Source organism: Cryobacterium sp. M23 (assembly GCF_002929655.1).
Lineage (GTDB): Bacteria > Actinomycetota > Actinomycetes > Actinomycetales > Microbacteriaceae > Cryobacterium > Cryobacterium sandaracinum.
Window position 1 is genome coordinate 39,025 of the sequence record NZ_PJJV01000074.1, and the last position, 21,788, is coordinate 60,812.

Genomic DNA, 21,788 nt, shown 5'->3' on the forward strand with positions numbered 1-21,788 from the left:
GCAGTGCTTGGCGTCTTTGGTAGGCTAAAGGGTCGCCCGCGCGACGGTCAGGAGCCCCATTACAGATGTCAGTTGACCCACAGATCGAGCCGGAGCACGGATACGGCGCAGACGATATCCAAGTTCTCGAGGGACTTGAAGCCGTTCGTAAACGACCCGGAATGTATATCGGGTCCACCGGACCTCGCGGTCTGCACCACCTCGTCTACGAGATCGTGGACAACTCCGTCGACGAGGCCCTCGCCGGTTATTGCGACACCATCGACATTAAGATCCTGGCGGATGGCGCGGTTCGCGTCGCCGACAACGGCCGCGGAATCCCGGTTGACATTCACAAGGCGGAGGGCCGCTCGACCGTCGAGGTCGTGCTCACCGTGCTGCACGCCGGAGGCAAGTTCGGCGGCGGAGGGTACGCGGTGTCAGGCGGTCTGCACGGCGTGGGCAGCTCGGTTGTCAACGCGCTGTCCAGCCGCCTCGAGGTGGAGGTACGCCGCCAGGGTCACGTCTGGCGCCAGAGCTTCCACGACGGCGTGCCCAACGCTCCCCTCACCATGGACGAGCCGTCGGATGCAACCGGCACCACCATCACGTTCTGGCCAAGTTCGAAGACCTTTGAGACCACGGACTTCGACTTCGAGACCCTGCGAGCCCGCTTCCAGCAGATGGGCTTCCTGAATAAAGGACTCAGCCTCACGCTCACCGACGAGCGGCCGCAGAACCTCGACGACGAGGGCACGCCGGTCACCAAGACCTTCCTCTACGAGAACGGCCTTGTCGACTACGTCGAATACCTCAACCGGGCCAAGAAAGCCGACCTGGTCAACGACGAGATCATCTCGTTCGAGTGGGAAGATCACGAACGCAAGATGGCGCTTGAAGTGGCCATGCAGTGGACCACCGCCTACACCGAGAGCGTGCACACCTACGCGAACACGATCAACACCCACGAGGGAGGCACCCACGAGGAGGGCTTCCGCGCCGCGCTCACCACCCTCGTCAACAAATACGCCCGGGAAAAGGGCATCCTGAAGGAAAAAGACGACAACCTCACCGGTGACGACGTGCGCGAGGGCCTGACCGCCGTGGTCTCGATCAAGCTCGCCGAACCGCAGTTCGAGGGACAGACGAAGACCAAGCTGGGCAACACCGAGGCGAAGTCCTTCGTGCAGAAGGTCGCCAACGACCAGCTATCCGACTGGTTCAACCGCAACCCCAACCCGGCGCGGGAAATCATCCGCAAGGCGCTTCAAGCATCGAACGCACGGATGGCCGCCCGCAAAGCGCGAGAGACCGCCCGGCGCAAGGGACTCCTCGAGGGTGGCGGCATGCCCGGCAAGCTTAAGGACTGCCAGAGCAAGGACCCATCGCTTTCCGAGATCTTCATCGTGGAGGGTGACTCGGCCGGCGGATCCGCCGTGCAGGGCCGCAACCCCGAGTTCCAGGCGATTCTGCCCCTGCGGGGCAAGATCCTGAACGTGGAGAAGGCCCGGCTCGACCGTGCCCTCGGCAATGCCGAGGTTCAGGCCATGATCACGGCCTTCGGCGCCGGCATGGGCGAAGAGTTCAACCCCGACAAGGTGCGGTACCACAAGATCGTTTTGATGGCCGACGCCGATGTCGACGGCCAGCACATCACGACCCTGCTGCTCACATTGCTCTTCCGGTATATGCGGCCGCTTATCGATCTCGGATATGTCTACCTGGCCCAGCCGCCGTTGTACCGCCTCAAATGGGCGAACTCGGCACACGAGTACGTCTACTCCGACCGAGAGCGCGACGCGCTCCTCGAAGACGGAGCCGCGGCCGGCAAGCGCATTCCGAAGGACAACGGGATCCAGCGCTACAAGGGTCTGGGCGAGATGGACTACAAGGAGCTGTGGGAAACCACAATGGCACCCGAGTCCCGCACTCTGCTGCAGGTCACCCTCGACGATGCTGCCGCCGCCGACGAAATCTTCTCCACTTTGATGGGCGAGGACGTCGAGTCCCGCCGTAACTTCATCCAGAAAAACGCGAAGGACGTGCGTTTCCTTGACATCTGACCACTCCAACACCGGCGGTACCTCGGGCGAGGGCCCCGATGGGACCGACATGGACGCCGCGTCCCTGGCAGCAGACACCGCGGCCAAGGCTGCGCACCTCGTGCAGCACGGCAAGATCGATCAGGTCGACCTGCAGCTGGAAATGCAACGCTCCTACCTCGACTACGCGATGAGCGTCATCGTCGGGCGCGCGCTGCCCGACGTGCGCGACGGCATGAAGCCCGTGCACCGTCGCGTCATCTACGCCATGTTCGACGGCGGCTACCGTCCGGACAAGGCGTTCTCCAAGTGTGCCCGCGTGGTGGGCGACGTGATGGGGCAGTTTCACCCCCACGGTGACTCCTCGATCTACGACGCGCTCGTGCGCCTCGTACAGCCTTGGAGCCTTCGTTATCCGCTGGCCCTCGGGCAAGGCAACTTCGGCTCCCCCGGCAACGACGGCGCCGCAGCCCCACGGTACACCGAGACGAAGATGGCCCCGCTCGCACTCGAGATGGTGCGCGACATCGACGAGGACACCGTCGACTTCCAGGACAACTACGACGGCCGCACACTCGAGCCCACCGTGCTGCCCTCCCGCTTCCCGAACCTGCTGGTCAACGGCTCGGTCGGCATCGCCGTGGGTATGGCTACAAACATCCCGCCGCACAACCTGCGCGAGGTGGCGGCCGGCGCCCTGTGGTACCTGCAGAACCCCGACGCGACCCGCGATGAACTGCTCGAAGCGCTGATCCAGCGCATCAAGGGCCCCGACTTCCCCACCGGCGCTCAGATCCTCGGCATCAAGGGCATCCAGGATGCCTATCGCACCGGCCGTGGTTCCATCACCATGCGTGCCGTGGTGAGCATCGAGGAGCTCCAGGGTCGCACCTGCCTGGTGATCACCGAGCTGCCGTACCAGGTCAACCCGGACAACCTCGCGATCAAGATCGCCGATCTGGTCAAGGACGGCAAGATCGGCGGCATCGCCGACATCCGTGACGAGACCAGTGGCCGCACGGGTCAGCGCCTTGTGATCGTTCTCAAGCGCGACGCGGTGGCGAAGGTCGTGCTGAACAACCTCTACAAGCACACCCAGCTGCAGGAGAACTTCGGCGCGAACATGTTGGCCATCGTCGACGGGGTGCCGCGCACCCTGTCCCTCGACGGCTTCATTTCCGCGTGGGTCGCCCACCAGGTCGAGGTCATCGTGCGGCGCACCCAGTTCCGCCTGAAGAAAGCCGAAGCGGATGCGCACATCCTGCGCGGCTATCTCAAGGCCCTCGACGCCCTCGACGAGGTGATCGCCCTCATCCGTCGCTCCCCCACCGTCGACGACGCTCGTACCGGCCTGATGGAACTGCTGGACGTGGACAAGCTCCAGGCCGATGCGATCCTGACCATGCAGCTGCGACGTCTGGCTGCTCTGGAACGTCAGAAGATCATCGATCAGGCTGCCGAGTTGGAACTGCAGATCGTGGAGTTCCAGTCGATCTTGGCCAGCCCGGAGCGTCAGCGCACCATCATCAGCGATGAGCTCACCGAGATCACCGACAAGTTCGGCGACGACCGGCGCACCGAGATCATGTTCGGCTTCGACGGTGACATGTCGATCGAGGACCTCATCCCCGAAGAGGAGATGGTGGTCACGGTTACCCGCGGCGGCTACATCAAGCGCACGCGCAGTGACAATTACCGCAATCAGCACCGCGGCGGCAAGGGTGTCAAGGGAGCCCAGCTGCGGGCGGACGACGTGGTCGAGCACTTCTTCGTCACGACCACGCACCACTGGCTGCTGTTCTTCACGAACACCGGGCGCGTCTACCGGGCCAAGGCCTACGAAGCGCAGGAATCCGGCCGGGACGCGAAGGGCCAGCACGTCGCCAACCTGCTCGCGCTGCAGCCGGGTGAGGAGATCGCGCAGATCCTGGACATTCGCGACTACGGCGTGGCCCAGTACCTGACGCTTGCGACCCGCGACGGCCTGATTAAGAAGACCGAGCTGCGCGAATACGACACGAACCGCACGGGCGGCATCATCGCGATCAAGCTGCGCGAGGGCGACGAACTTGTCTCGGCCCTGCTGGTCGAAAACGACTCCGACCTGCTGCTCGTCTCCAGAAAAGGAATGTCGATCCGGTTCACGGCATCGGATGAGGCGTTGCGCCCGATGGGACGCAGCACCTCCGGCGTCATCGGAATGCACTTCCGCGGCGAGGACAGCCTGCTGGACGCATCCGTGGTCTCGGGCGACGGCTATGTGTTCGTCGTGACCGAGGGCGGCTACGCCAAGCGCACCGCAGCCGACCAGTACCGCCTCCAGAACCGAGGCGGCCTGGGCATCAAGGTGGCCAAGCTCAACGACGACCGTGGCGACCTGGTGGGTTCGTTGATCGTCGACGAAGAAGACGAGGTGCTCGTGGTACTTGCCAGCGGCAAGGTGGTACGCTCGGACGTCTCCGAGGTCCCGGCCAAGGGACGGGACACGATGGGCGTTGTTTTCGCTAAGTTTGCGGATGAAGACAGAATCATCGCCATTGCGAAAAACACCGAGCGCAATCTGGTGGCCGAGATTCTTGCGGCCGAACCGGAAATCGCCTTGGGAGAGGAAGAACCTGTAAATGAGTAGTGTCGCCGAAAAGCTCGCCAAGAAATCCAGCCGCAAGCCGGCCGCGACCAAGCAGGTGCGGCTCAAGCTCGTCTACGTGGATTTCTGGTCGGCTGTCAAACTGTCTTTCCTGATCGCTCTGTGCCTGGGCATCGTCACGATCGTGGCCACGTTCCTGATCTTCACGATCCTGAACGGAACGGGCATCTTCGGCAAGGTCGATGACCTGTACACCGATATCGCCGGCGCCTCGTCCGATCTGGCCAGCATCCTGTCCATCGGGAACGTGATGGGCTTCGCCTTCGTCGTGGCCATCTTGAACACGGTCGTCATCACAGCGCTGGGAGCCGTATACGCGGTTCTGTACAACCTGAGCGTGAAGATCACCGGCGGCTTGCTCGTCGGATTCACCAACAACTAGTCGTCGGATGTTGCCGGTCGGGTCGCTTTGCGGCTCGATTGGGACAATCCCGTCGAATCGGGTAGTCTCAAACTCGCCCACTAGGGGGATATAGCTCAGTTGGTTAGAGCGCTTCGCTGATAACGAAGAGGTCCCAGGTTCAAATCCCGGTATCCCCACGCAAGAAAAGTTTCGACACCGCGGCATGCAATCCCCGTGATCATGCGGGGCCATAGCTCAATTGGTAGAGCGCCTGCTTTGCAAGCAGGAGGTCCGGGGTTCGATTCCCCGTGGCTCCACAAAATAAGAACGCCCGGCCCCTTTTTTTGGGGCCGGGCGTTCTCCATTTATCGAACCTCAGTCACTTTCGCACAGCTTCACCCTGCGATTTGGTACGGTGAGGCGCATGTCAGCCAGCAACCGCCCAGCACCAGCAGCCGCAATGCCGCCCTCCCGGCCCACGGCCGACAGGCTCGCGATCACGGCCCTCTGGATGGGCATTGTGGCCTTCGCCGGCGGCTGGCTCCCGATTCTCGGCCTGTTGCTCGCGAGCGTAGGGATTGTGCTCGGCATTATCGCGCTGCGGCGCTCGAATCGCCGGGATCTGGCGCAGATCGGGCTGATCCTCTCGATCGTCGCTGCGCTGTTCAATGTGGTCATCGACGTGATTGTCGTCATGTCGCTTCTGACGCAGCTCGAAGAACTCGAGGGTGCCTCGACGATTCTTCTCGGCTGAGCCGGCAACCCGAAAGAAAAGGGGAGGACCCGCATCCCCTGGATGCGGGCCCTCCCCTGGCGTTGCGGTGCTGCGGTCTAGTCTTCGACTGACGTGGCGGCGGCGGGATCATCTTCAGCGACCCACAGCTCGTCGTCGGCGCGGAAGGTCTGCCAGACGGCGTAGGCGACGCCTGCGGCGGCGGCCAGGGCAACACCGAGTGCGATGTAGGTGCCGGCGCCAGGACCCTTGTTCTCTAGCACGACAGGCTTCTGGAACCGCACGCGGTTCAGTGCCGCACGAACGCGGGCGTCGCGGGCGACGTCCCCGACGCTCATCACCGAGCCGATGGCCGTGCCGATTCCGCTGCCGATTCCGGGCAACACCCGGTCGATGACCTGGTGGCGAACACCTTCGGCGAGATCCTGAGTGGCCTGCACTCCAGGGCGCAAAAGGTGCTCATAGCTTTCACGCACGCGGGGAGCTACTTCTTCACGGGTGAGGATGCCGGCCTGGCGGCTGGCCTCCCGTGCAATGGCGTTGGCACGCTCCAGCACTTCCTGCTGGTTGTTCCATAATTCGTCTGCGCTCTTACGCAGCCGAGTAAGTTCCTTGCGGCGCTTGCGTGACAGGCTCATCTGGACCCTCCATCGATGTCATGTGGCGAACACTGTCCATCTTGCCACGCAATCGTCTGGGAGGGCTCTGGGTAGAGCCGGTGTCGATCGGAATCCACCAATCCGGCTGTGCAAGAATTGAGTTCATGTCTAAGCACACTGCCGTCGCAACGCTCAATACCACCCTCGGACCGATCAAGGTCAACCTCTTCGGCAATCACGCGCCGAAGACCGTCAAGAACTTCGTCGGTCTCGCAACCGGCGAGATCGAGTGGAAGCACCCCGCCACCGGTCAAACCTCCAACGCACCTCTCTACGACGGTACGGTCTTTCACCGCATCATCAAGGACTTCATGATCCAGGCCGGCGACCCGCTCGGCCGGGGCACCGGCGGACCGGGCTACCAGTTCGACGATGAAATCAACTCGGACCTCGACTTCACACAGCCGTACGTGCTCGCAATGGCGAACGCCGGTATCCAGGGCGGACGCGGAACCAACGGTTCGCAGTTCTTCATCACCGTCGTGCCGACGACCTGGCTGCAGGGCAAGCACACCATCTTCGGTGCCGTCGAAGACAAGGACTCCCGTGCGATCGTCGCCAAGCTCGCGACCGTGCCCACCGACGGCCGCGACCGTCCGCAGACCGAAGTCGTCATCGAGAGCGTCACCGTCGAGCAGGTCTAGGCTCCGCCTACGATGACAGGCCTGCCCGGAACCGCCGCTAACTTCTGCTACCGGCATCCGAGCAGGCAGAGTTACATCCTCTGCCAGCGCTGCGGCCGCACAATCTGCCCTGACTGCCAGACTCAGGGCGCCGTCGGCGTGATCTGCCCCGAGTGCATGAACGAACAGCGCAGGCATGCCCCGCGCACCAAGCCGGCCATCCTGACCCGGCTGAAGAGCACCTCGCACCCGGTGACCACAGTGATCATCGGCGTCACACTGGCGATATACCTGCTGCAGTTCATCCTGGGTGCTGGTTTCACCAGCCTCCTCTGGTACGCGGGCGTTTACTCCTCTCCCGGGAGCTTTGAGCCCTGGCGCATGCTGACGAGCGTGCTGGTGCACGGCTCCATCTTCCACGTACTGCTGAACATGTACACGCTCTGGATCTTCGGTCAGATCCTTGAGGGAATGCTCGGTCGTGGCCGTTTCCTCGCCCTGTACGTGCTGAGCGGCCTCGCCGGATCTCTGGGCGTCCTGTTCCTGTCCGACCCCCGGATTCCCGTTGTCGGCGCCTCCGGCGCCATCTTCGGCCTGATGGGCGCGTTCCTGATCATCCAGCGGCGCCTGGGCGGAAACGCGACCCAGCTTTTGATCCTGGTCGGCATCAACCTGGTGATCGGATTCCTACCGGGGCTGAATGTGGCCTGGCAGGCGCACGTGGGCGGTCTGATCGCTGGTGCGGTGGTCGGGCTGATCTTCGTGCAGACCCGCCGCATCAAGCAGCAGCGGCTGCAGACCGTGCTGATAACGGTTTTCGGGGCGTTTCTGGTGGTCGTCAGCGGTGCGATGTTCCTGACCTAGCTCGCCGCGTGAGCCCCGATTGCCCGGGGCAATGTGGGTTCGCGGAGGGTGGCGGAGAAGGTTGTTCCCGATGCCGACGCAGGCGCGCAGGGGACCGCGGCGCGGGCGGTACGTGCGGCCCGACCGCCGTGTCTGTCGAGCCCGAGGCCTGCAGCTACTCTGCCCGAACGAATTCGACGGAGATTCTTCTCTAAACAGCCCGTTTGGGCTGACGAACAGGTGTTTGACCCAGAATCTCCGTCGAATTGGTTCGACGCCGGGCACGGCGCTCCGCCGGGGATGAACGCGTGCCCGCAGTGCGGTCAGCCCGCGACCTTCCGGGAGCGACACAACCAAACGATGAGGACTCACTCCCCTAGGGAGTGGCTTCGGCCGCCTGATCACGCAGATAGCCGGCGAATCCTTCTGGAGTGCGCCCGGCGAGGCGACCGGAGGTAACAACGGGGATCAGTTCGGTGCGAATCTCGCTCACCCTGAGACTGCGCAGGGCGGAGACCAGCCGCACGTCCTCATGCCCGTCGACGCGCGCGAATTCTCCGGCGTGCAAATACCGGTCGGCGCGCACTCCGAGGTTCGCACCGTGCACATAGGTGTGGCCCTCGACCAGGCGGTGCTGGGCGTCCCACCGTTCCCTGCCTCCGTCGGACAACCCGTCGTCGGGAACCACGGTTCCCAGGACGAGATCGATGGAGTTGCGGGCGAATGCAAGCTGAACGGTCAGCCAGTTCGGCGGCACAGCGGAGTCGGCATCCGTCGTCGCGATCCACGTCGCCGAGGTGAACTGGTCAGAGGTCGGCACAAGGTGCCGCACCCCGGCGCGGCGGGCAACGCCGACGGCGCCACCGTTCGTCTGGATGCTCGCGAATATCGGCCACTCCGAGGCGACGTCGGCTGTACCATCGCTGCACCGGTCGAGCACTACCACGACGTCGATGACCGGCGGCGCCTGACCGGCCACCCCGCCGACCTCCCCGACGGCCACGGCCAACGCCGACAGGCATCTCGGCAGGAGCTCCTCCTCATTGCGGGCCGGTACCACGACGATGATTCTGTCGATCGCGCCGCGGCCGCTCACGGAACCAGGCCTTCGCGTTGTGCGACCGAGCGAGCCGGCGCGGCTTCGAACACCTCGAGCAGGAAGTCGCGTTCCCGATGCTCAACCGTGCGCTCGAACCCGGCCAGCCTGCCGAGCTCTGCGTGCACCTGGTCGCCGGTCAGTGGATATTCCGGCACCGGATGCCGCCAGTGGCAGGCCACGAGCACACCACCGGCAGCAAGGCTGTCGCGGCATCGCCCGAGAACCGCTCGCAATTCCTCCGCCGAGAAGTAGTACCCGACCTCGGAGAACACGATGAGATCGAAGGAGCCCTCCGGCCACTCGGTGGGCAGGGTGCGCCGTGCGAAAGTGACGCTGGGGCGTGACACCAGCCGGGCGCGGGCGACCTGGAGCGGCTGCTCGGCGATGTCGACCGCGGCGACAGTGTCGCAATGGTCGGCAAGACCAGCCGTCAGCATGCCGATCGAGCAGCCCAGTTCCAGCGCCGCTCGGAAGCGTTTCCGAGGCAGCGCCGACAGGGTCAGTGACCGCTTGCGCTCCTCGTACCAGCGAGTTTCGAAACTCCACGGGTCACGGTTCCCGGCGTAGAACTCCTCAAAGAAATCCCCGGTCAGACTCGCTCTATTCCCCGACTCTTTCTCAGTTTCGATCTCGATGAAGATCTCATACTCGCGTTCGAAGTGCGCACCGAAGGCCGCCTGGATGATCGCTTCGTCGCCGGGCAGCTCGGACAGCGGCTGCACCTGACTGATGTGCAGGGCCATTGCCCTAGATTTACGCCGACGGTCTTCGGGCGCCAGATCAAGGGTTCGCAGCACGCCGTCCGACCAGATCGGGTCCCCCGGGGTGGACCAGTGCCAGGCCCAAATCGGGTATTCGAAGAGGCTGACACCTCGGCCGCGGGCCGCGTGGCGGGCGGCCTCGGCCGCCGCCGCATGGTCAGGATGGCCGTCCAGGCTCCAAGGGGCGACCAACCAGGTTCCCGGCCCGCCGGCCCCGAGCTCGGCGGAAATCGCCCGGGACGCCTCCTCCGGGCGCTCGGCGAGGGATCCGTCGGGGAGCTCGACCAGGCGCACCAGGGCCGAGGGCGCCAGGGCGGTGACGGCAGCCGTCACCTCAACCCGGCGCAATTCCGCAAGCCGCCCGGGGTCGTGCGTACGGGACAGGGGATGGGAGGCCTCACCATTGGTGAGCACCACAACCGTCACCGGAACTCCGGCCCCCCCGGCCCGGGCGATCAGCCCGCCGGCACCGAGCGTTTCGTCGTCGGGATGCGACGCGACCACGACGAGTCGGCGCAATTCGTCGATGCGCAGTGCCTGCACGCCGGCCGCATCACCATGCACCGCCGTCCACACGGTTTCGGCCGTGCCGGCATCCGTGTGACTGAAGCTCACCACGGGGATACCCCGGCGTCCCGTAGTCGGCGACCGAGCGCCGCGTCGTCCCGTTCGGCGTGGTGCTGGCGAACGTAGAGCTGCAGATCGGCGATGCGCCCAGCGTGCCGAGCGTCGAAGGCGAGCGGCGCGGGGCCGAGCGCGTGGCCCGTGCGGGTGATCACCTCGTCGACCGTGCGCGCGACCTGGCCGCGCACCCGCTCTGCCAGGAGTGCGCCCTGGTCGCCGACGGCGTCCCCGGCGTCGATCGCCGCCGCGGCGGCAGCCAGGGAGGTCCCGGCGGCGGTCAGCGCGAGGTCGAGGGCGCCCAGGTGCGCGAGCGCGATCTGATCGGGCTCTCGCTCGAGTACGGACTCCCAGACCCGCCTGGCCAGACCCACGGCGCCACCCCACCAGCAGGCCGCGACGCCGATCCCACCCCAGGCGAAGCCCGGTCTGCGGAGGTACCAGCCGTCGTCGCCGACCGGCCGGGCCATAGTGCCTCGGAACTCGACCGGACCGCTCGGCACGGCGGGGAGCCCTCGGCTCACCCAGGCGTCCGTGCGGACGGTGATGCCGGGGTCGGCCAGGTCGACCACGAACAGCCGCCGGGTGGTGGCCGTGGTGTTCGCTGTGACCAGGGCGTGGCTGAGCGAGCCGGCGAGCGAGCACCAGGGTTTCGTGCCGTCGAGACGCCACCGTTCGCCGCCGACCGGTCTCGCCTCGAGACGAGACCCCGCGGCCTCGGCGGCGAAGACGCCCCAGCTCGGTTCCGGGCTGCCCCCCGCGACGAGCCCGGCCGGATCCAGGGCGGCCTGGTCGAGGATGGCGAGGGCGTCCAGGTGCGCCTCGGCTACCCGCGCGGCCGTGAGGTCCGCGGCGGCCAGGGAAGCCAGGGTTTCAAGCAGGCGCAGCGTCCGCCCTGACCCTGGTCGGGGAACGGAGCCGCCGAGCGCGCGGGAGAGCTCCAGGGCCCGCCCCGCGTCTCCGTTCACTGCGAAGGCAGCCGTTGCGGCGTCGCGCAGGCTGGACTCCGCCGTGCGTTTCCCGGGCACGGTCAGCCAGGTCGGTCCCGGACTTTCTATCCTCGTCAAACCGACCTCCTGGTTTGGTACCGACCACACCAGGCTCCGTGTCCAGGTGCGTGAAACAGGAGGCTTAGCTTCCGACTCAGGCCCTGCCGGCTGGCCTGGTCGGGGCCTTGGCCGGCGCCTTGCGCGGGGTGCGGTTCTCGGCGCTGACCATCCAGGCGTACTGTTCCAGCTTCTCGATAAAGCCGTGCAGGATGTCGGCGCTCGTCGGGTCTTCCTCGTCGACCGCGTCGTGAACGGCACGGATGTTGTCGACCGTCGCGTCGAGGCGGTCGGTGACCAGGCCGACGGTCTCCGAGGTGTCCACCTCTCCGGCGGGGAACTTGGGCAGGTGGGTGGTCGCCGTGACCGTCTCGCTTCGGCCGTCCGGCAGGGCATCGAGCGCGCGCATCCGCTCGGCCAGCTGGTCGGAGAATAGTCGGGCATCGTCGATGATCTCGTCGAGCTGGAGGTGCAGGTCTCGGAAGTTCTTGCCCACGACGCTCCAGTGCGCCTGCTTGCCCTGCACGTGCAGCTCGATCAGGTCGACGAGAACGGACTGCAGGTTGGAGCCGAGTTCTGCTGATGCTTTCATGAGTTACGCCTCTTCTCACACAGCGGAAACACGTCTCGACCGCGTCTCGGCCGGTGCCCCCGCTTGGTTTCACACAGCACCCTAGCAGGTGCACAATGTGAGACACAGCGCCGGGGTTCAGCGAGCTGTTCGGCCGCGGTTGCCTCCCGGAAAAGTTATCCACAGGTTTGTCCACATGGGGATAATTACACCGTTGTCATTATCCCGTCGCGGGGGTGCGGGACGGGGTCTCGACAGGCGTTACCACCGGGCCGGATAAGGGCGGGATCAGCGCCAGCGGGTGGTCATCAGGAAGCCAACGAAGGCGATCCCGAAACCGACCAGAATGTTCCACGACCCGAAACCAGCGACGGGCAGTGTTCCCTGGCTCACGTAGAAGACGATGATCCAGGCCAGCCCGATGAGCATGAAACCGAACATCACCGGCTTGAACCACACGGCGTTCGGACCGGCCTCGCCGGAGCGGGCGACCTCGGTGCGGGCGGGCTTGCTGCGGGGATTCGAGCGTGACATGCCTGCGATTCTAGCGTCTTTGGCTGGATCGACCGGCAGGTGCCCGGCAGAGAGGACCCACCTCCCCGATTAGAATTGAGTCCATGTCCGAGCGAGCAGATCAGCCTCCCGCAGAGGCGACCCGCCACGCCCCCCGCCACAAGAGTCGCCCGCGACTCAGTGCCGTGGGGATCATCGGCGAGGTGCTCATCACGGCCGGCGTTCTCGTGCTCGCATTCCTGGGCTGGCAACTCTGGTGGAATGACATGATTATGGCCGGCCAGCAGTCGAAGGCGGCGGCCGAGATCAGCCAGACCTGGATTGACGACGAGCGGTCCAGTCGCGATCAGGCCGCGGATACCCCGCAGACAACCGACCCGGGGGAGTCGGCCCCGGCCGACTTCGGTGACCCGGTCGTCCGTGAGGCTCCCCCCAGCGCACAATCCTTCGCCGTGCTCTACGTGCCGCGATTCGGGGCGGACTATCACCGGTCCATCGCCGAGGGGATTGACAACAATGTGCTCAACAGCTCCCGGTCGGGGATCGGCCACTACCCCGACACCCAGATGCCCGGTGAGCTCGGCAACTTCGCCCTGGCGGCGCACCGCAGCGCCAACGGCGGTGGCATGCACCTGATCAACGAACTCCAGCTGGGCGACGCGATCTACGTTCAGACCGCTGACGGCTACTACACCTACCGGTTCCGCGACCTCGAGTACGTCGCCCCGACCGCGGTCGATGTGATCGCGCCGGTGCCGCACAATCCGGATGTGGCGCCCGTCGACCGGTTCATCACGCTCACGAGCTGCAATCCCCTGCTCTCCACGGCCGAGCGCATCATCGCGTACGGTGTTTTCGAGGCGTGGCAACCGACATCTGCCGGCCCGCCGGCCGAAGTCGCGACCGTTATCAATGCCCAGGCCCAGGGCTAGGAGGCTCGGATGTACGCTGCTCTCTGGCGGGTTCTGCCCGGACCGGTCTGGCTCCGGATCGTGCTGGTGTTCGTGCTGCTCACAGCCATGTTGTTCGTGCTTGCCACCTGGGCGTTCCCATGGGTGGATTCCATTGTCAACAATCAGGAAGTCACGGTAGGAAGCCCATGACCCGCATCCTCGTCATCGATAACTACGACAGTTTCGTCTACACGCTCAACGGCTACCTGATGGAGCTCGGAGCCGAAACGGTCGTGCTGCGCAACGATGCCTTCGAGCCGGAGGAGGCCGCGGCCCGCATCGCGGAATTTGACGGCGTGCTCATCTCACCCGGTCCCGGCAAGCCGTCCGACGCCGGCGTCTCCGTGCCGATCGTGCGCGCCGCCCTCGGTTCCGGCCAGCCCCTGTTCGGCGTCTGCCTGGGGCACCAGGCGATTGCCGAGGCCTTCGGGGCCACGGTCACCAACGCCGAAGAACTCATGCACGGCAAGACCAGTCTGATCACGCACGACGGCAGCGACTTCTACGCCGGCGTGCCGCAGCCGTTCACGGCGACGCGGTATCACTCGCTCGCCGTCGTCGACGGCACCGTGCCGAGCGACCTGATCGTCACCTCACGCACGCAGGGCGGCGTGATCATGGGGCTCCGGCACGTGAGCGCCCCTATTCTGGGTGTGCAGTTCCACCCCGAGTCGGTGCTGACCGAGGGCGGCTACCTGATGGTGGCCAACTGGCTGGCTCTGGCCGGACTGCCCGGCGCCCGGAAGACGGCCCAGGGGCTCACTCCCCTGCTGAAGCTCAGCTGAGGCGGTCAGCCGCCGGGCCGGGACTCAGTCGGCAGCTGGGCCGGTGCAGTAGACCAACGTAACCTCGGACTTCTGGGGCACGTCGCCCGGAGCCAGGGACTGCTGGGTCACCGGCGAGCCATCCTGCTGGGGACAGGTCTCATCGGGTGTGGGGATGGGGAACAACTGCACGTCGGCTGCGGCGAGCATATCGATCGCCGCGCTCAGAAGCTGACCCTCGAGGTCGGGGAGGGCTACGAGGCCGCTGGAGACGATGAAATCGACCGTGACACCGGTTTTTTCCGTCGTCGCGGCGACTGGGTCGGTTCGGAGCACCAGACCGGCGGCGATGGTCGGAGAGTTCTCCCGAGTGACCGACCCCGCGGTGAGGCCGAGGTCCGTCACCGCGGTCTGGGCGTCGGCGAGGGGCAGGTTGGTGACATCCGGAACGTCGACCGGCTGGGCGCCGGTGGAGACATAAACCTCGATCAGGTCGGTCGGCTGGGCGATCGTGCCTGCCGGAGGGTCTGTGCGGATCACCTGGTCCTTGGGCACCGTGGCGCTGGCCTCCTCGGCCCGGATCGCGGCCAGGTCCTGGTCCAGAAGTGAATTCTGGGCGTTCTCATAGCTGAATCCGGTGAGCGACGGCACCCGGCGCGAGTTGTCGGGCAGATCAACGCTTGGCGTGAGGCTGAAGGCCCAGATCATGACGGAGAGCACGATGACGACGACGCTGAGGATACCGGCCCAGATCCAGATCACGGGTGGGCGGCGCTGCGTGCGCACCATGGTTTCGTCTTCGGTGAGCTGTTTGAGCGCGAGCTCGGAGCCGGAAGCCGCCAGCGGGGCAGCAGCGAACAGCCCGCCGCTGGAGTCATCGGACGTGTGGTACTCCGGAATCTGCCCTGACCCGGCCAGCTCGACGTCGGTGCGGAACTCCACGGCACTCTGGTAGCGCGCGAAACGGTCCTTCGCCAGGGAATGCAGCACGACGGCGTCGAGTGCGGGGGACACCCGGGAGTTGATCGAGCTCGGTTCGACCGGGGCTTCGCTGACGTGCTGGTAGGCGACGGCCACGGCGGAGTCACCGCGGAATGGTGGGCGACCGGCGAGCATCTCGAACAGGACCACGCCCGTGGAGTAGAGGTCGGTGCGGGCATCCACCGATTCACCCTTGGCCTGCTCGGGGGAGAAATAGGAGGCGGTGCCCAGGATCGCCGTGGTCTGCGCCACGGTCGTCGAGGAGTCGGAGATGGCCCGGGCAATGCCGAAGTCCATCACCTTGACCTGACCGGTCTTGGTGATCATGATGTTGCCGGGCTTGATATCGCGGTGCACGACGCCCGCGCGATGAGAGTATTCGAGGGCTGTCAGAACGCCGACGATGATGCGAACGGCCTCGTCGGGCTGAACCGGGCCCTCGCGGATGATGTCCTTGAGCAGTCGACCGTCGACGTATTCCATCACGATGAACGGGATCTGCGATTCGTGGCCGCCGATCTCGGAGACTGACTCCTCGCCCGCGTCGAAGACGCGCACGATGGTGGGGTGAGCCATACGGGCGGCCGCCTGCGCCTCCTGGCGGAAGCGGGTGCGGAATGCCGGGTCGGCGGCAAGCGATGACTTGAGCAGCTTGATCGCGACCGTGCGGCCGAGCCGGGAATCGGTGCCGATGTGCACATCGGACATTCCACCTCGCCCGAGGAGCGCACCCACCCGGTAACGACCAGCGAGCAGACGGCCTTCATCAGTCAAAGCATTACTCCCAGCTCGCGCACACATTTCACCGTATTTTAGCCGTACCTTCCTGAGCCTCCGCTACGCCGCCGGGGTGACGGTGACAGGTGTGCTGGACTCTGAGTAGGCCGACGCGACCTGGCCGCAGATGTAGCGGAACTTGACCGTGAAGGTGCCGGCGTCGGGACCCGCGGTGATCTTCGTAGAGGTGGCGTCCGGGCTGATCGGGCCGGGGGAGACGGCGTCGCCGTCGGCCACGACTTCATAGCCGGAGAGCGTCTGGCCGCTTGGGCAGGACTGTGCAGCCCAGGTGACCGTGGCCTCTGCTCCGGCGGCGACCGAGGCGGGGGCGACGGTGGGCGCCGCGGTCGGGTCGTCGGGGGTGACGGCGGGGGCGTAGACCGTGACCGTGATCGTGGAACCCTTCGTCACCGGGCCGGTGGGGTTCACGTCGTAGACGGTGTCGGCGATCTGCTCCGGGGTGGTGGCCGCGTTGCCGGCTTGGACATCCGCTACGAATCCCAGCCCGGACAGCTTGTCGCGCGCCTCCGTGCTGGTCAGTCCCTGGTAGTCGGCCAGACTGACCTCGACGGTGTTGCTCGTTGGGGTCGGCGATGGCGCGGGGGTCGCCGAGGGGGTGGGCGTTTTGCTCGGGGACGGAGTCACCGATGCCGGTGCCGACGTGGTCGGCGTCTCCACCGGCGTCGTGTTGTCCTGTGTGAACAGGGCGATCAGGGTGCCGGTGAGTACGAGCGCGAGCAGGCCGATCAGGCCGATCAGCGGCCAGGTCCACGGGCTGCGCTTCTTCTCCTCGGGTTCCGCCGTCGCGGAGGCACGCGTCGCGGGCGCTCCGGTGGGCAGCACGGTCGTGGCCTGCATTCCGCCGGCTCCGGGCATCAACATGGTCGCGGAGGTGGGCGTGACGCCGTTCATGATGGCAGGCACGGATGCCGCAGCGGCCGCGATGTCGCCGCGACGGAGGGCCGCGGCGGCACGGGACAGGTGCGCGGCCGAGGCCGGACGGTCCGCGGGGTTCTTGGCCAGGCAGGAGATCACCAGGTTGCGCACCGGCTCCGACACCGTGTCGGGCAGGTCGGGGGCGGTCTCATTGATCTGCGCCATGGCGATCGCGACCTGGGACTCGCCCGTGAACGGCCGGCGGCCGGCGAGGCTTTCGTAAGCGACGATGCCGAGCGAGTAGATGTCGGTGGTCGGCGAGGCGGAGCGGCCGCTGGCCTGCTCGGGTGAGAGGTACTGCACGGTGCCCATGACCTGGCCGGTCGCGGTGAGCGGCACCTGGTCGGCGATGCGGGCAATGCCGAAGTCGGTGATCTTGACGCGGCCCTCGGGCGTGATCAACAGGTTGCCCGGCTTGATGTCGCGGTGCACGAGTCCGGCGGCGTGCGCGGCGTGAAGCGCGGCGGCCGTCTGGGAGACAATGTCCAGCACCTTGTCCGCGGGGAGGACATGCTCGCGCTCGAGGATGGTGGACAGTGCTTCACCGGGTACGAGTTCCATCACGAGGAAGGCGCTGCCGTCTTCTTCGCCGTAGTCGAACACGTTGGCGATGCCTTCGTGGTTGACGAGCGCGGCGTGACGGGCCTCGGCGCGGAACCGCTCGAGGAACCCAGGGTCACCGAGGTACTCGTCCTTGAGAATCTTGATGGCGACCGTGCGACCGATTACGAGGTCGATCGACTTCCAAACCTCACCCATCCCGCCAATGGCGATCCGGGACTGCAGCTCGTATCGTCCCCCGAAGGTGAGCCCTGATGTGGGTCTCATTTGTTCAGCACCGCCTCTAGTACTTCCTTTGCAATAGGTGCGGCAAGCAGATTGCCGAACCCTGTCTGGCCAAGTCCCCCGCCATTTTCAACGAGAACGGTGATCGCATATTTCGGATCCTCCGCAGGAGCGAATCCGGTGAACCACAGGGTGTAAGGCTCGTCCTCGGCGTTCTCCGCCGTGCCCGTTTTACCTGCCACCTTGACCCCGTCTATTCTTGCATTGCTGGCGGCGCCATCCTGGACTCCGTTGACCATCATTTGGTTCAGTGTTGCCGCCGTTTCGGCGCTCATCACCCGTTTCATTGCTTCCGGCTCGAAGACCTGAATCGGACTCAGGTCCGGTGCGGTCACCTTGTCGACGAGGTTGGGCGTCATCAGCTGGCCGCCGTTGGCGATCGCGGCTGAAACCATCGCCATCTGCAGGGCCGTCGCACGGACATCCGTCTGGCCGAAGGCCGAGAGTGCGGTCTGGGCGTCGTCGAGAACCGTGGGGTACACGCTCTGAGACACGTCGAGGGGGATCGAATAGTCGCTGTTGAAGCCGAACTTCTCGGCCGTGTCGCGAATGGCCTTGTTGCCCAGCTGCAGACCTAGTTCGGCCAGCGGAATGTTGCAGGAGAGACGCAGGGCGGTGGCGAGGGTGACGGTGTCCCCTCCGCCGCAGGTGCCGCCGCCGGAGTTGATGACGACAGCCGACGAGCCGGGCAGCTGGTACGTGGGCGGGTTCGGGAAGGTGCTCTCCGGGGTGAACTTGCCCGATTCCAGGGCGGCCGTCATCACGACCAGCTTGAACACCGAGCCGGGTGGGTTGAGGGTCTTGGTGGCGCGGCTGAGCAGCGGGTTACCGTCGTCGTTCAGCAGCGACTGATAGTTGTCGGTGACCTGCTGGTTGTCGTGCACGGTGAGCAGGTTCGGGTCGTAGCTGGGCTTGGAGACCAGGGCGAGGATGCGACCGGTCGCCGGCTCGGAGACGACGACGGAGCCGGTGAGGTCGCCGAGGGCATCCCAGGCGGCCTGCTGCGCGACCGGGTCGATCGTGACCTCCACAGAAGCCCCCTTGGGGTTCTGGCCGGTGATCAGGGCGTTCATCTTGTCGAAGAACTGGGCGTCGGACGTTCCGCTGAGTTCGCCGTTAAGGGCATGCTCCAGCCCGGTGGGCGCACCGTTGAGCGGAATGAACCCGGTGATCGGGGCGTAGAGCGGCCCGTTGCTGTAGGTGCGCTGAAACTTGTATTCATCGTCGGCGGGCATCGACTGGGCGATCGGCTCGCCCGCGACGAGGATCGGACCGCGTTCGACGGAGTAGCTGTCGTAGAGCGTGCGGGTGTTGCGGGCATCCGCGGACAGGCTGTCTGCCTGGAAGACCTGCACGATTGTCGTGGAGACGAGCAGGGCAACGAACATGAGCAGGACCACGATGCTCACTCGTTTGAGTTCACGATTCATCAGACCACCAGCCTGGGTTGGTTGCGCACCGTGTCGGACAGGCGCAGGAGCAGGGCCACGATGATCCAGTTCGCGACGAGGGAGGACCCGCCGGCGGCGAGGAAGGGTGTGGTCAGACCGGTGAGGGGAATCACACGGGTGACGCCGCCGATCACGATGAAGCACTGCAGGGCGATGACGAAGGAGAGACCCACGCCGAGCAGCTTGCCGAAGTCGTCATTGCCGGCGAAGCCGATGCGGAAGCCGCGCGCGACGAGGAGCAGGTAGAGCGCGAGGATCGCAAAGATGCCGGCCAGGCCGAGTTCCTCGCCGAGGCTGGCGATGATGTAGTCGCTCTGGGGGACGGGGGTGATCTCTGGACGCCCCTGGCCCAGGCCCGTGCCGATGAGCCCGCCTTTGGCGAGACCGAAGAGCCCCTGCACCAGCTGGTAGCTGCCGCCGTCGGCCCCGTAGACATCCGGGTTGAGGGCGTCGAGCCAGTTCTGGAACCGGCCGTTGACGTAGTCCAGGGTCTGGCTGGCGATGAGGGCACCGCCGAGGAAGAGGGACATGCCCAGCAGCACCCAGCTGAGGCGGCCGGTGGCCAGGTAGAGCATGACCAGGAATAGACCGAAGTAGAGCAGGGCGGTTCCGAGGTCGCGCTGGAAGATGATCACGGACATGGACAGCGCCCAGACGACAAGGATCGGGCCGAGGTCGCGCAGGCGCGGGAAACGCATGCCAAGAAATTTCTTGCCCACCATGGAGAGGCTGTCGCGGTTGCGCACGAGGTAGCCGGCGAAGAAGACGGCCAGGGCGATCTTCGCGATCTCGCCCGGCTGGAAGGTGGCGAAGGATCCGACGCCGATCCAGACGCGCGCCCCGCTGACCTCGCGGCCGAGGCCGGGAACGAGCGGGAGCAGCAACAGTGCCACACCGACGAACCCGGCGATGTAGGTGTAGCGGAACAGCACCCGGTGGTTGCGGATGATCAGGATGACCGCGATCGCGCAACCGATGGCCAGGGCGCTCCACACGGTCTGGCGTACGGAGGCGCTGGCCCAGCCGGACTCTTCGTTGGCCAGGTCGATGCGGTAGATCATGGCGATGCCGAGGCCGTTGAGCAGGGTGGCGATGGGCAGGATGAACGGGTCGGCCTCGCGGGCCACGACGCGCAGCACCACGTGCATGGCCAGAACCAGCACCGACAGGCCGGCGCCGAGCAGCACCAGTGTCGTGTCGATTCGGCCGAGCGCGCCGAGCTGCACGAGCACAACGGTGGCCGCGTTGATGCCGCAGGCGATGAGCAGCAGGACCAACTCGAGGTTGCGCAGCTTCTGGGGCAGGTGCAGTCGGCGCACGCGACCCGTGCGGGGCGGGCGCGCGGGCGCATCCGTCGTCGTGGACCGGTTACTGGACGCTGGCATCTTGGAGCCGTTCGACGATGAGCAACGCATCCGCGAGGGAGGTTGCGCTGATGGTTTTTTCGACCTGCTGCCGGTCGTAGACCCGCAGTTCGGACAGCTCCAGGTCGGTGTCCTCGAAGACGGAGGACAGGGAGAGGGGGCCGAGGTCCTGCTGCACGCCCTGGAAGATGGCGACCGTGCTGCCTTCCACCCCCACGTAGTAACGGGACTGGGTCCACCGGTAGCCGAGGAAGCCGGCACCGACGATGGCCAGGGTCAGCAGGATGATGCCGACCAGCCAGGTGATCTTGCGGCGGCGGGCCCGGCGATTGTCTTCCTCGATCAGCTCCGAGAGATAGTCCTGGGAGTCAGGCTCGAAGTGCGTCTCACGCACGGGGTGCAGGCGCAAGCTCGACATGCGCAGCGCCCGGCCGCGGGTGGGCTCCTCGCCGAAGGCGAGGGGAGCGGATGCCGACCCGACCACGGTGGGCATGTCGATGCGTTCGGCGGGTGAGCCGATGTCGACGACGACGATGGTGACGTTGTCAGGGGCTCCGCCGTCGAGGCTTTCCTTGACCAGACGATCGGCCACGCCCTGGGCGTCAAGTGGGCTGAGCAGGGCCGCGGCGATGCCCGAATTAGAGACCACGCCGCTGAGCCCGTCGGAGCAGATCAGCCAGCGGTCACCGGGGAAGGTCGCAAGGATGGAGGTGTCGATCTCCGGCGCCGATTCGACGTCGCCCAGCACGCGCATGAGCACCGAGCGGCGCGGATGCACCATGGCTTCCGCCTCGGTGATGCGGCCGCTGTCGACGAGCCGCTGCACGAAGGTGTGGTCGATGGTGATCTGGGAGAGTTCGCCCTCGCGGAGCAGGTAGATGCGCGAGTCACCGATGTGCGCGATCGCCACCTCGTCTTCCAGCACGATCAGCGCGCTGACGGTGGTGCCCATGCCGGTGAGTTCGGCGTGCTCGAACACGGTCTCGGCGAGCTGCGAATTCGCGGCGATCAGCGCCGCCTGCAGGGCGAACTCGGCGTCTTGCGGGGACTGGAAGTCCCGGTCAGCATCCATGATGCGTTTGGTGGCGATCGCCGAAGCGACGTCGCCGCCGGCGTGCCCGCCCATGCCGTCGGCAACCAGGAAGAGATGGCGCCCGGAATAGCCGGAGTCCTGGTTGTTGGACCGAATCTTTCCAACGTGGGACGTGGCCGCGCTGTGACTGACTGTCGCCATGC

Annotated in this window: 20 protein-coding genes and 2 tRNA genes; 11 read left to right on the plus strand and 11 right to left on the minus strand. The window is 65.8% G+C overall.

Annotation, left to right across the window (positions count from 1 at the left end; all coding sequences use genetic code 11):
* The first annotated feature begins 65 nt into the window (after positions 1-65).
* From gyrB to CXY82_RS10705, 6 genes are all read left to right on the plus strand, one after another.
* The gene (gene gyrB, locus CXY82_RS10680; RefSeq protein ID WP_104170920.1) at positions 66-2,042 is read left to right on the plus strand and encodes a DNA topoisomerase (ATP-hydrolyzing) subunit B; all 1,977 of its coding nucleotides are present in this window, start codon (positions 66-68) and stop codon (positions 2,040-2,042) included.
* A 49-nt stretch (positions 2,043-2,091) separates the two neighbouring features.
* On the plus strand, positions 2,092-4,650 hold the full coding sequence (gyrA, locus tag CXY82_RS10685) for a DNA gyrase subunit A (protein WP_104170921.1): 2,559 nt from the start codon (positions 2,092-2,094) through the stop codon (positions 4,648-4,650).
* Positions 4,643-5,050 carry a DUF3566 domain-containing protein gene (locus CXY82_RS10690; protein WP_104100639.1) on the plus strand — a complete coding sequence of 136 codons (408 nt, stop codon included), beginning with the start codon at positions 4,643-4,645 and terminating at the stop codon, positions 5,048-5,050. The genes gyrA and CXY82_RS10690 overlap by 8 nt, the downstream gene beginning before the upstream one ends.
* A gap of 84 nt (positions 5,051-5,134) precedes the next feature.
* Positions 5,135-5,208: transfer RNA gene (locus CXY82_RS10695), tRNA-Ile, on the plus strand.
* 47 nt (positions 5,209-5,255) lie between these two features.
* A tRNA-Ala gene (locus CXY82_RS10700) sits at positions 5,256-5,328 on the plus strand.
* Positions 5,329-5,435: 107 nt separating this feature from the next.
* Entirely contained in the window at positions 5,436-5,765 is a 330-nt protein-coding gene (locus CXY82_RS10705; RefSeq protein ID WP_134542444.1) for a hypothetical protein, read from the plus strand.
* Between the two features lie 77 nt (positions 5,766-5,842).
* On the opposite strand, the gene CXY82_RS10710 is transcribed toward CXY82_RS10705, so the two are convergent.
* The gene (locus CXY82_RS10710) at positions 5,843-6,382 is read right to left on the minus strand and encodes a hypothetical protein (RefSeq protein ID WP_104100637.1); all 540 of its coding nucleotides are present in this window, start codon (positions 6,380-6,382) and stop codon (positions 5,843-5,845) included.
* A 125-nt stretch (positions 6,383-6,507) separates the two neighbouring features.
* Here CXY82_RS10710 and CXY82_RS10715 point away from each other — a divergent pair, with 125 nt between their 5' ends.
* A complete protein-coding gene (locus CXY82_RS10715; RefSeq protein WP_104170923.1) occupies positions 6,508-7,047 on the plus strand; it encodes a peptidylprolyl isomerase in 540 nt (179 codons plus the stop codon).
* 12 nt (positions 7,048-7,059) lie between these two features.
* Entirely contained in the window at positions 7,060-7,890 is an 831-nt protein-coding gene (locus CXY82_RS10720) for a rhomboid family intramembrane serine protease (protein ID WP_104170924.1), read from the plus strand.
* Between the two features lie 355 nt (positions 7,891-8,245).
* On the opposite strand, the gene CXY82_RS10725 is transcribed toward CXY82_RS10720, so the two are convergent.
* The 5 genes from CXY82_RS10725 to CXY82_RS10745 all read right to left on the minus strand — a co-directional run bounded on the left by CXY82_RS10725 (position 8,246) and on the right by CXY82_RS10745 (position 12,501).
* Complete coding sequence (locus tag CXY82_RS10725; RefSeq protein WP_104170925.1) at positions 8,246-8,965, minus strand: glycosyltransferase family A protein; 720 nt, start codon at positions 8,963-8,965, stop codon at positions 8,246-8,248.
* A complete protein-coding gene (locus CXY82_RS10730; RefSeq protein WP_233199294.1) occupies positions 8,962-10,344 on the minus strand; it encodes a bifunctional PIG-L family deacetylase/class I SAM-dependent methyltransferase in 1,383 nt (460 codons plus the stop codon). The genes CXY82_RS10725 and CXY82_RS10730 overlap by 4 nt, the downstream gene beginning before the upstream one ends.
* Positions 10,341-11,417, minus strand: coding sequence for an acyl-CoA dehydrogenase family protein (locus CXY82_RS10735; RefSeq protein WP_146067670.1), 1,077 nt, complete (start codon positions 11,415-11,417; stop codon positions 10,341-10,343). The genes CXY82_RS10730 and CXY82_RS10735 overlap by 4 nt, the downstream gene beginning before the upstream one ends.
* A gap of 76 nt (positions 11,418-11,493) precedes the next feature.
* Positions 11,494-11,988 carry a Dps family protein gene (locus tag CXY82_RS10740; protein WP_104170928.1) on the minus strand — a complete coding sequence of 165 codons (495 nt, stop codon included), beginning with the start codon at positions 11,986-11,988 and terminating at the stop codon, positions 11,494-11,496.
* Positions 11,989-12,255: 267 nt separating this feature from the next.
* Positions 12,256-12,501, minus strand: a complete 246-nt coding sequence (locus CXY82_RS10745) for a cell division protein CrgA (RefSeq protein WP_104100630.1) — start codon at positions 12,499-12,501, stop codon at positions 12,256-12,258.
* An 83-nt stretch (positions 12,502-12,584) separates the two neighbouring features.
* Here CXY82_RS10745 and CXY82_RS10750 point away from each other — a divergent pair, with 83 nt between their 5' ends.
* From CXY82_RS10750 to CXY82_RS10755, 3 genes are read left to right on the plus strand one after another with little or no spacing between them, the layout of a single operon-like run.
* On the plus strand, positions 12,585-13,412 hold the full coding sequence (locus tag CXY82_RS10750; protein ID WP_104170929.1) for a class E sortase: 828 nt from the start codon (positions 12,585-12,587) through the stop codon (positions 13,410-13,412).
* 9 nt (positions 13,413-13,421) lie between these two features.
* On the plus strand, positions 13,422-13,583 hold the full coding sequence (locus tag CXY82_RS17605) for a DUF4175 domain-containing protein (RefSeq protein ID WP_146067669.1): 162 nt from the start codon (positions 13,422-13,424) through the stop codon (positions 13,581-13,583).
* Positions 13,580-14,218, plus strand: coding sequence for an aminodeoxychorismate/anthranilate synthase component II (locus CXY82_RS10755; protein ID WP_104170930.1), 639 nt, complete (start codon positions 13,580-13,582; stop codon positions 14,216-14,218). The genes CXY82_RS17605 and CXY82_RS10755 overlap by 4 nt, the downstream gene beginning before the upstream one ends.
* Before the next feature lie 24 nt (positions 14,219-14,242).
* Here the strand turns inward: CXY82_RS10755 and pknB are convergent, their stop codons facing one another.
* The 5 genes from pknB to CXY82_RS10780 all read right to left on the minus strand — a co-directional run bounded on the left by pknB (position 14,243) and on the right by CXY82_RS10780 (position 21,786).
* Positions 14,243-15,952, minus strand: a complete 1,710-nt coding sequence (gene pknB / locus CXY82_RS10760) for a Stk1 family PASTA domain-containing Ser/Thr kinase (protein WP_233194110.1) — start codon at positions 15,950-15,952, stop codon at positions 14,243-14,245.
* 63 nt (positions 15,953-16,015) lie between these two features.
* Positions 16,016-17,719, minus strand: a complete 1,704-nt coding sequence (locus tag CXY82_RS10765) for a protein kinase (RefSeq protein ID WP_104170932.1) — start codon at positions 17,717-17,719, stop codon at positions 16,016-16,018.
* The gene (locus CXY82_RS10770; RefSeq protein ID WP_104170933.1) at positions 17,716-19,167 is read right to left on the minus strand and encodes a penicillin-binding protein 2; all 1,452 of its coding nucleotides are present in this window, start codon (positions 19,165-19,167) and stop codon (positions 17,716-17,718) included. Before CXY82_RS10770 ends, CXY82_RS10765 begins: the two co-directional genes overlap by 4 nt.
* On the minus strand, positions 19,167-20,573 hold the full coding sequence (locus tag CXY82_RS10775; protein WP_104100624.1) for an FtsW/RodA/SpoVE family cell cycle protein: 1,407 nt from the start codon (positions 20,571-20,573) through the stop codon (positions 19,167-19,169). The genes CXY82_RS10770 and CXY82_RS10775 overlap by 1 nt, the downstream gene beginning before the upstream one ends.
* On the minus strand, positions 20,557-21,786 hold the full coding sequence (locus tag CXY82_RS10780; protein ID WP_104170934.1) for a PP2C family serine/threonine-protein phosphatase: 1,230 nt from the start codon (positions 21,784-21,786) through the stop codon (positions 20,557-20,559). Before CXY82_RS10780 ends, CXY82_RS10775 begins: the two co-directional genes overlap by 17 nt.
* Positions 21,787-21,788: the final 2 nt, after the last annotated feature.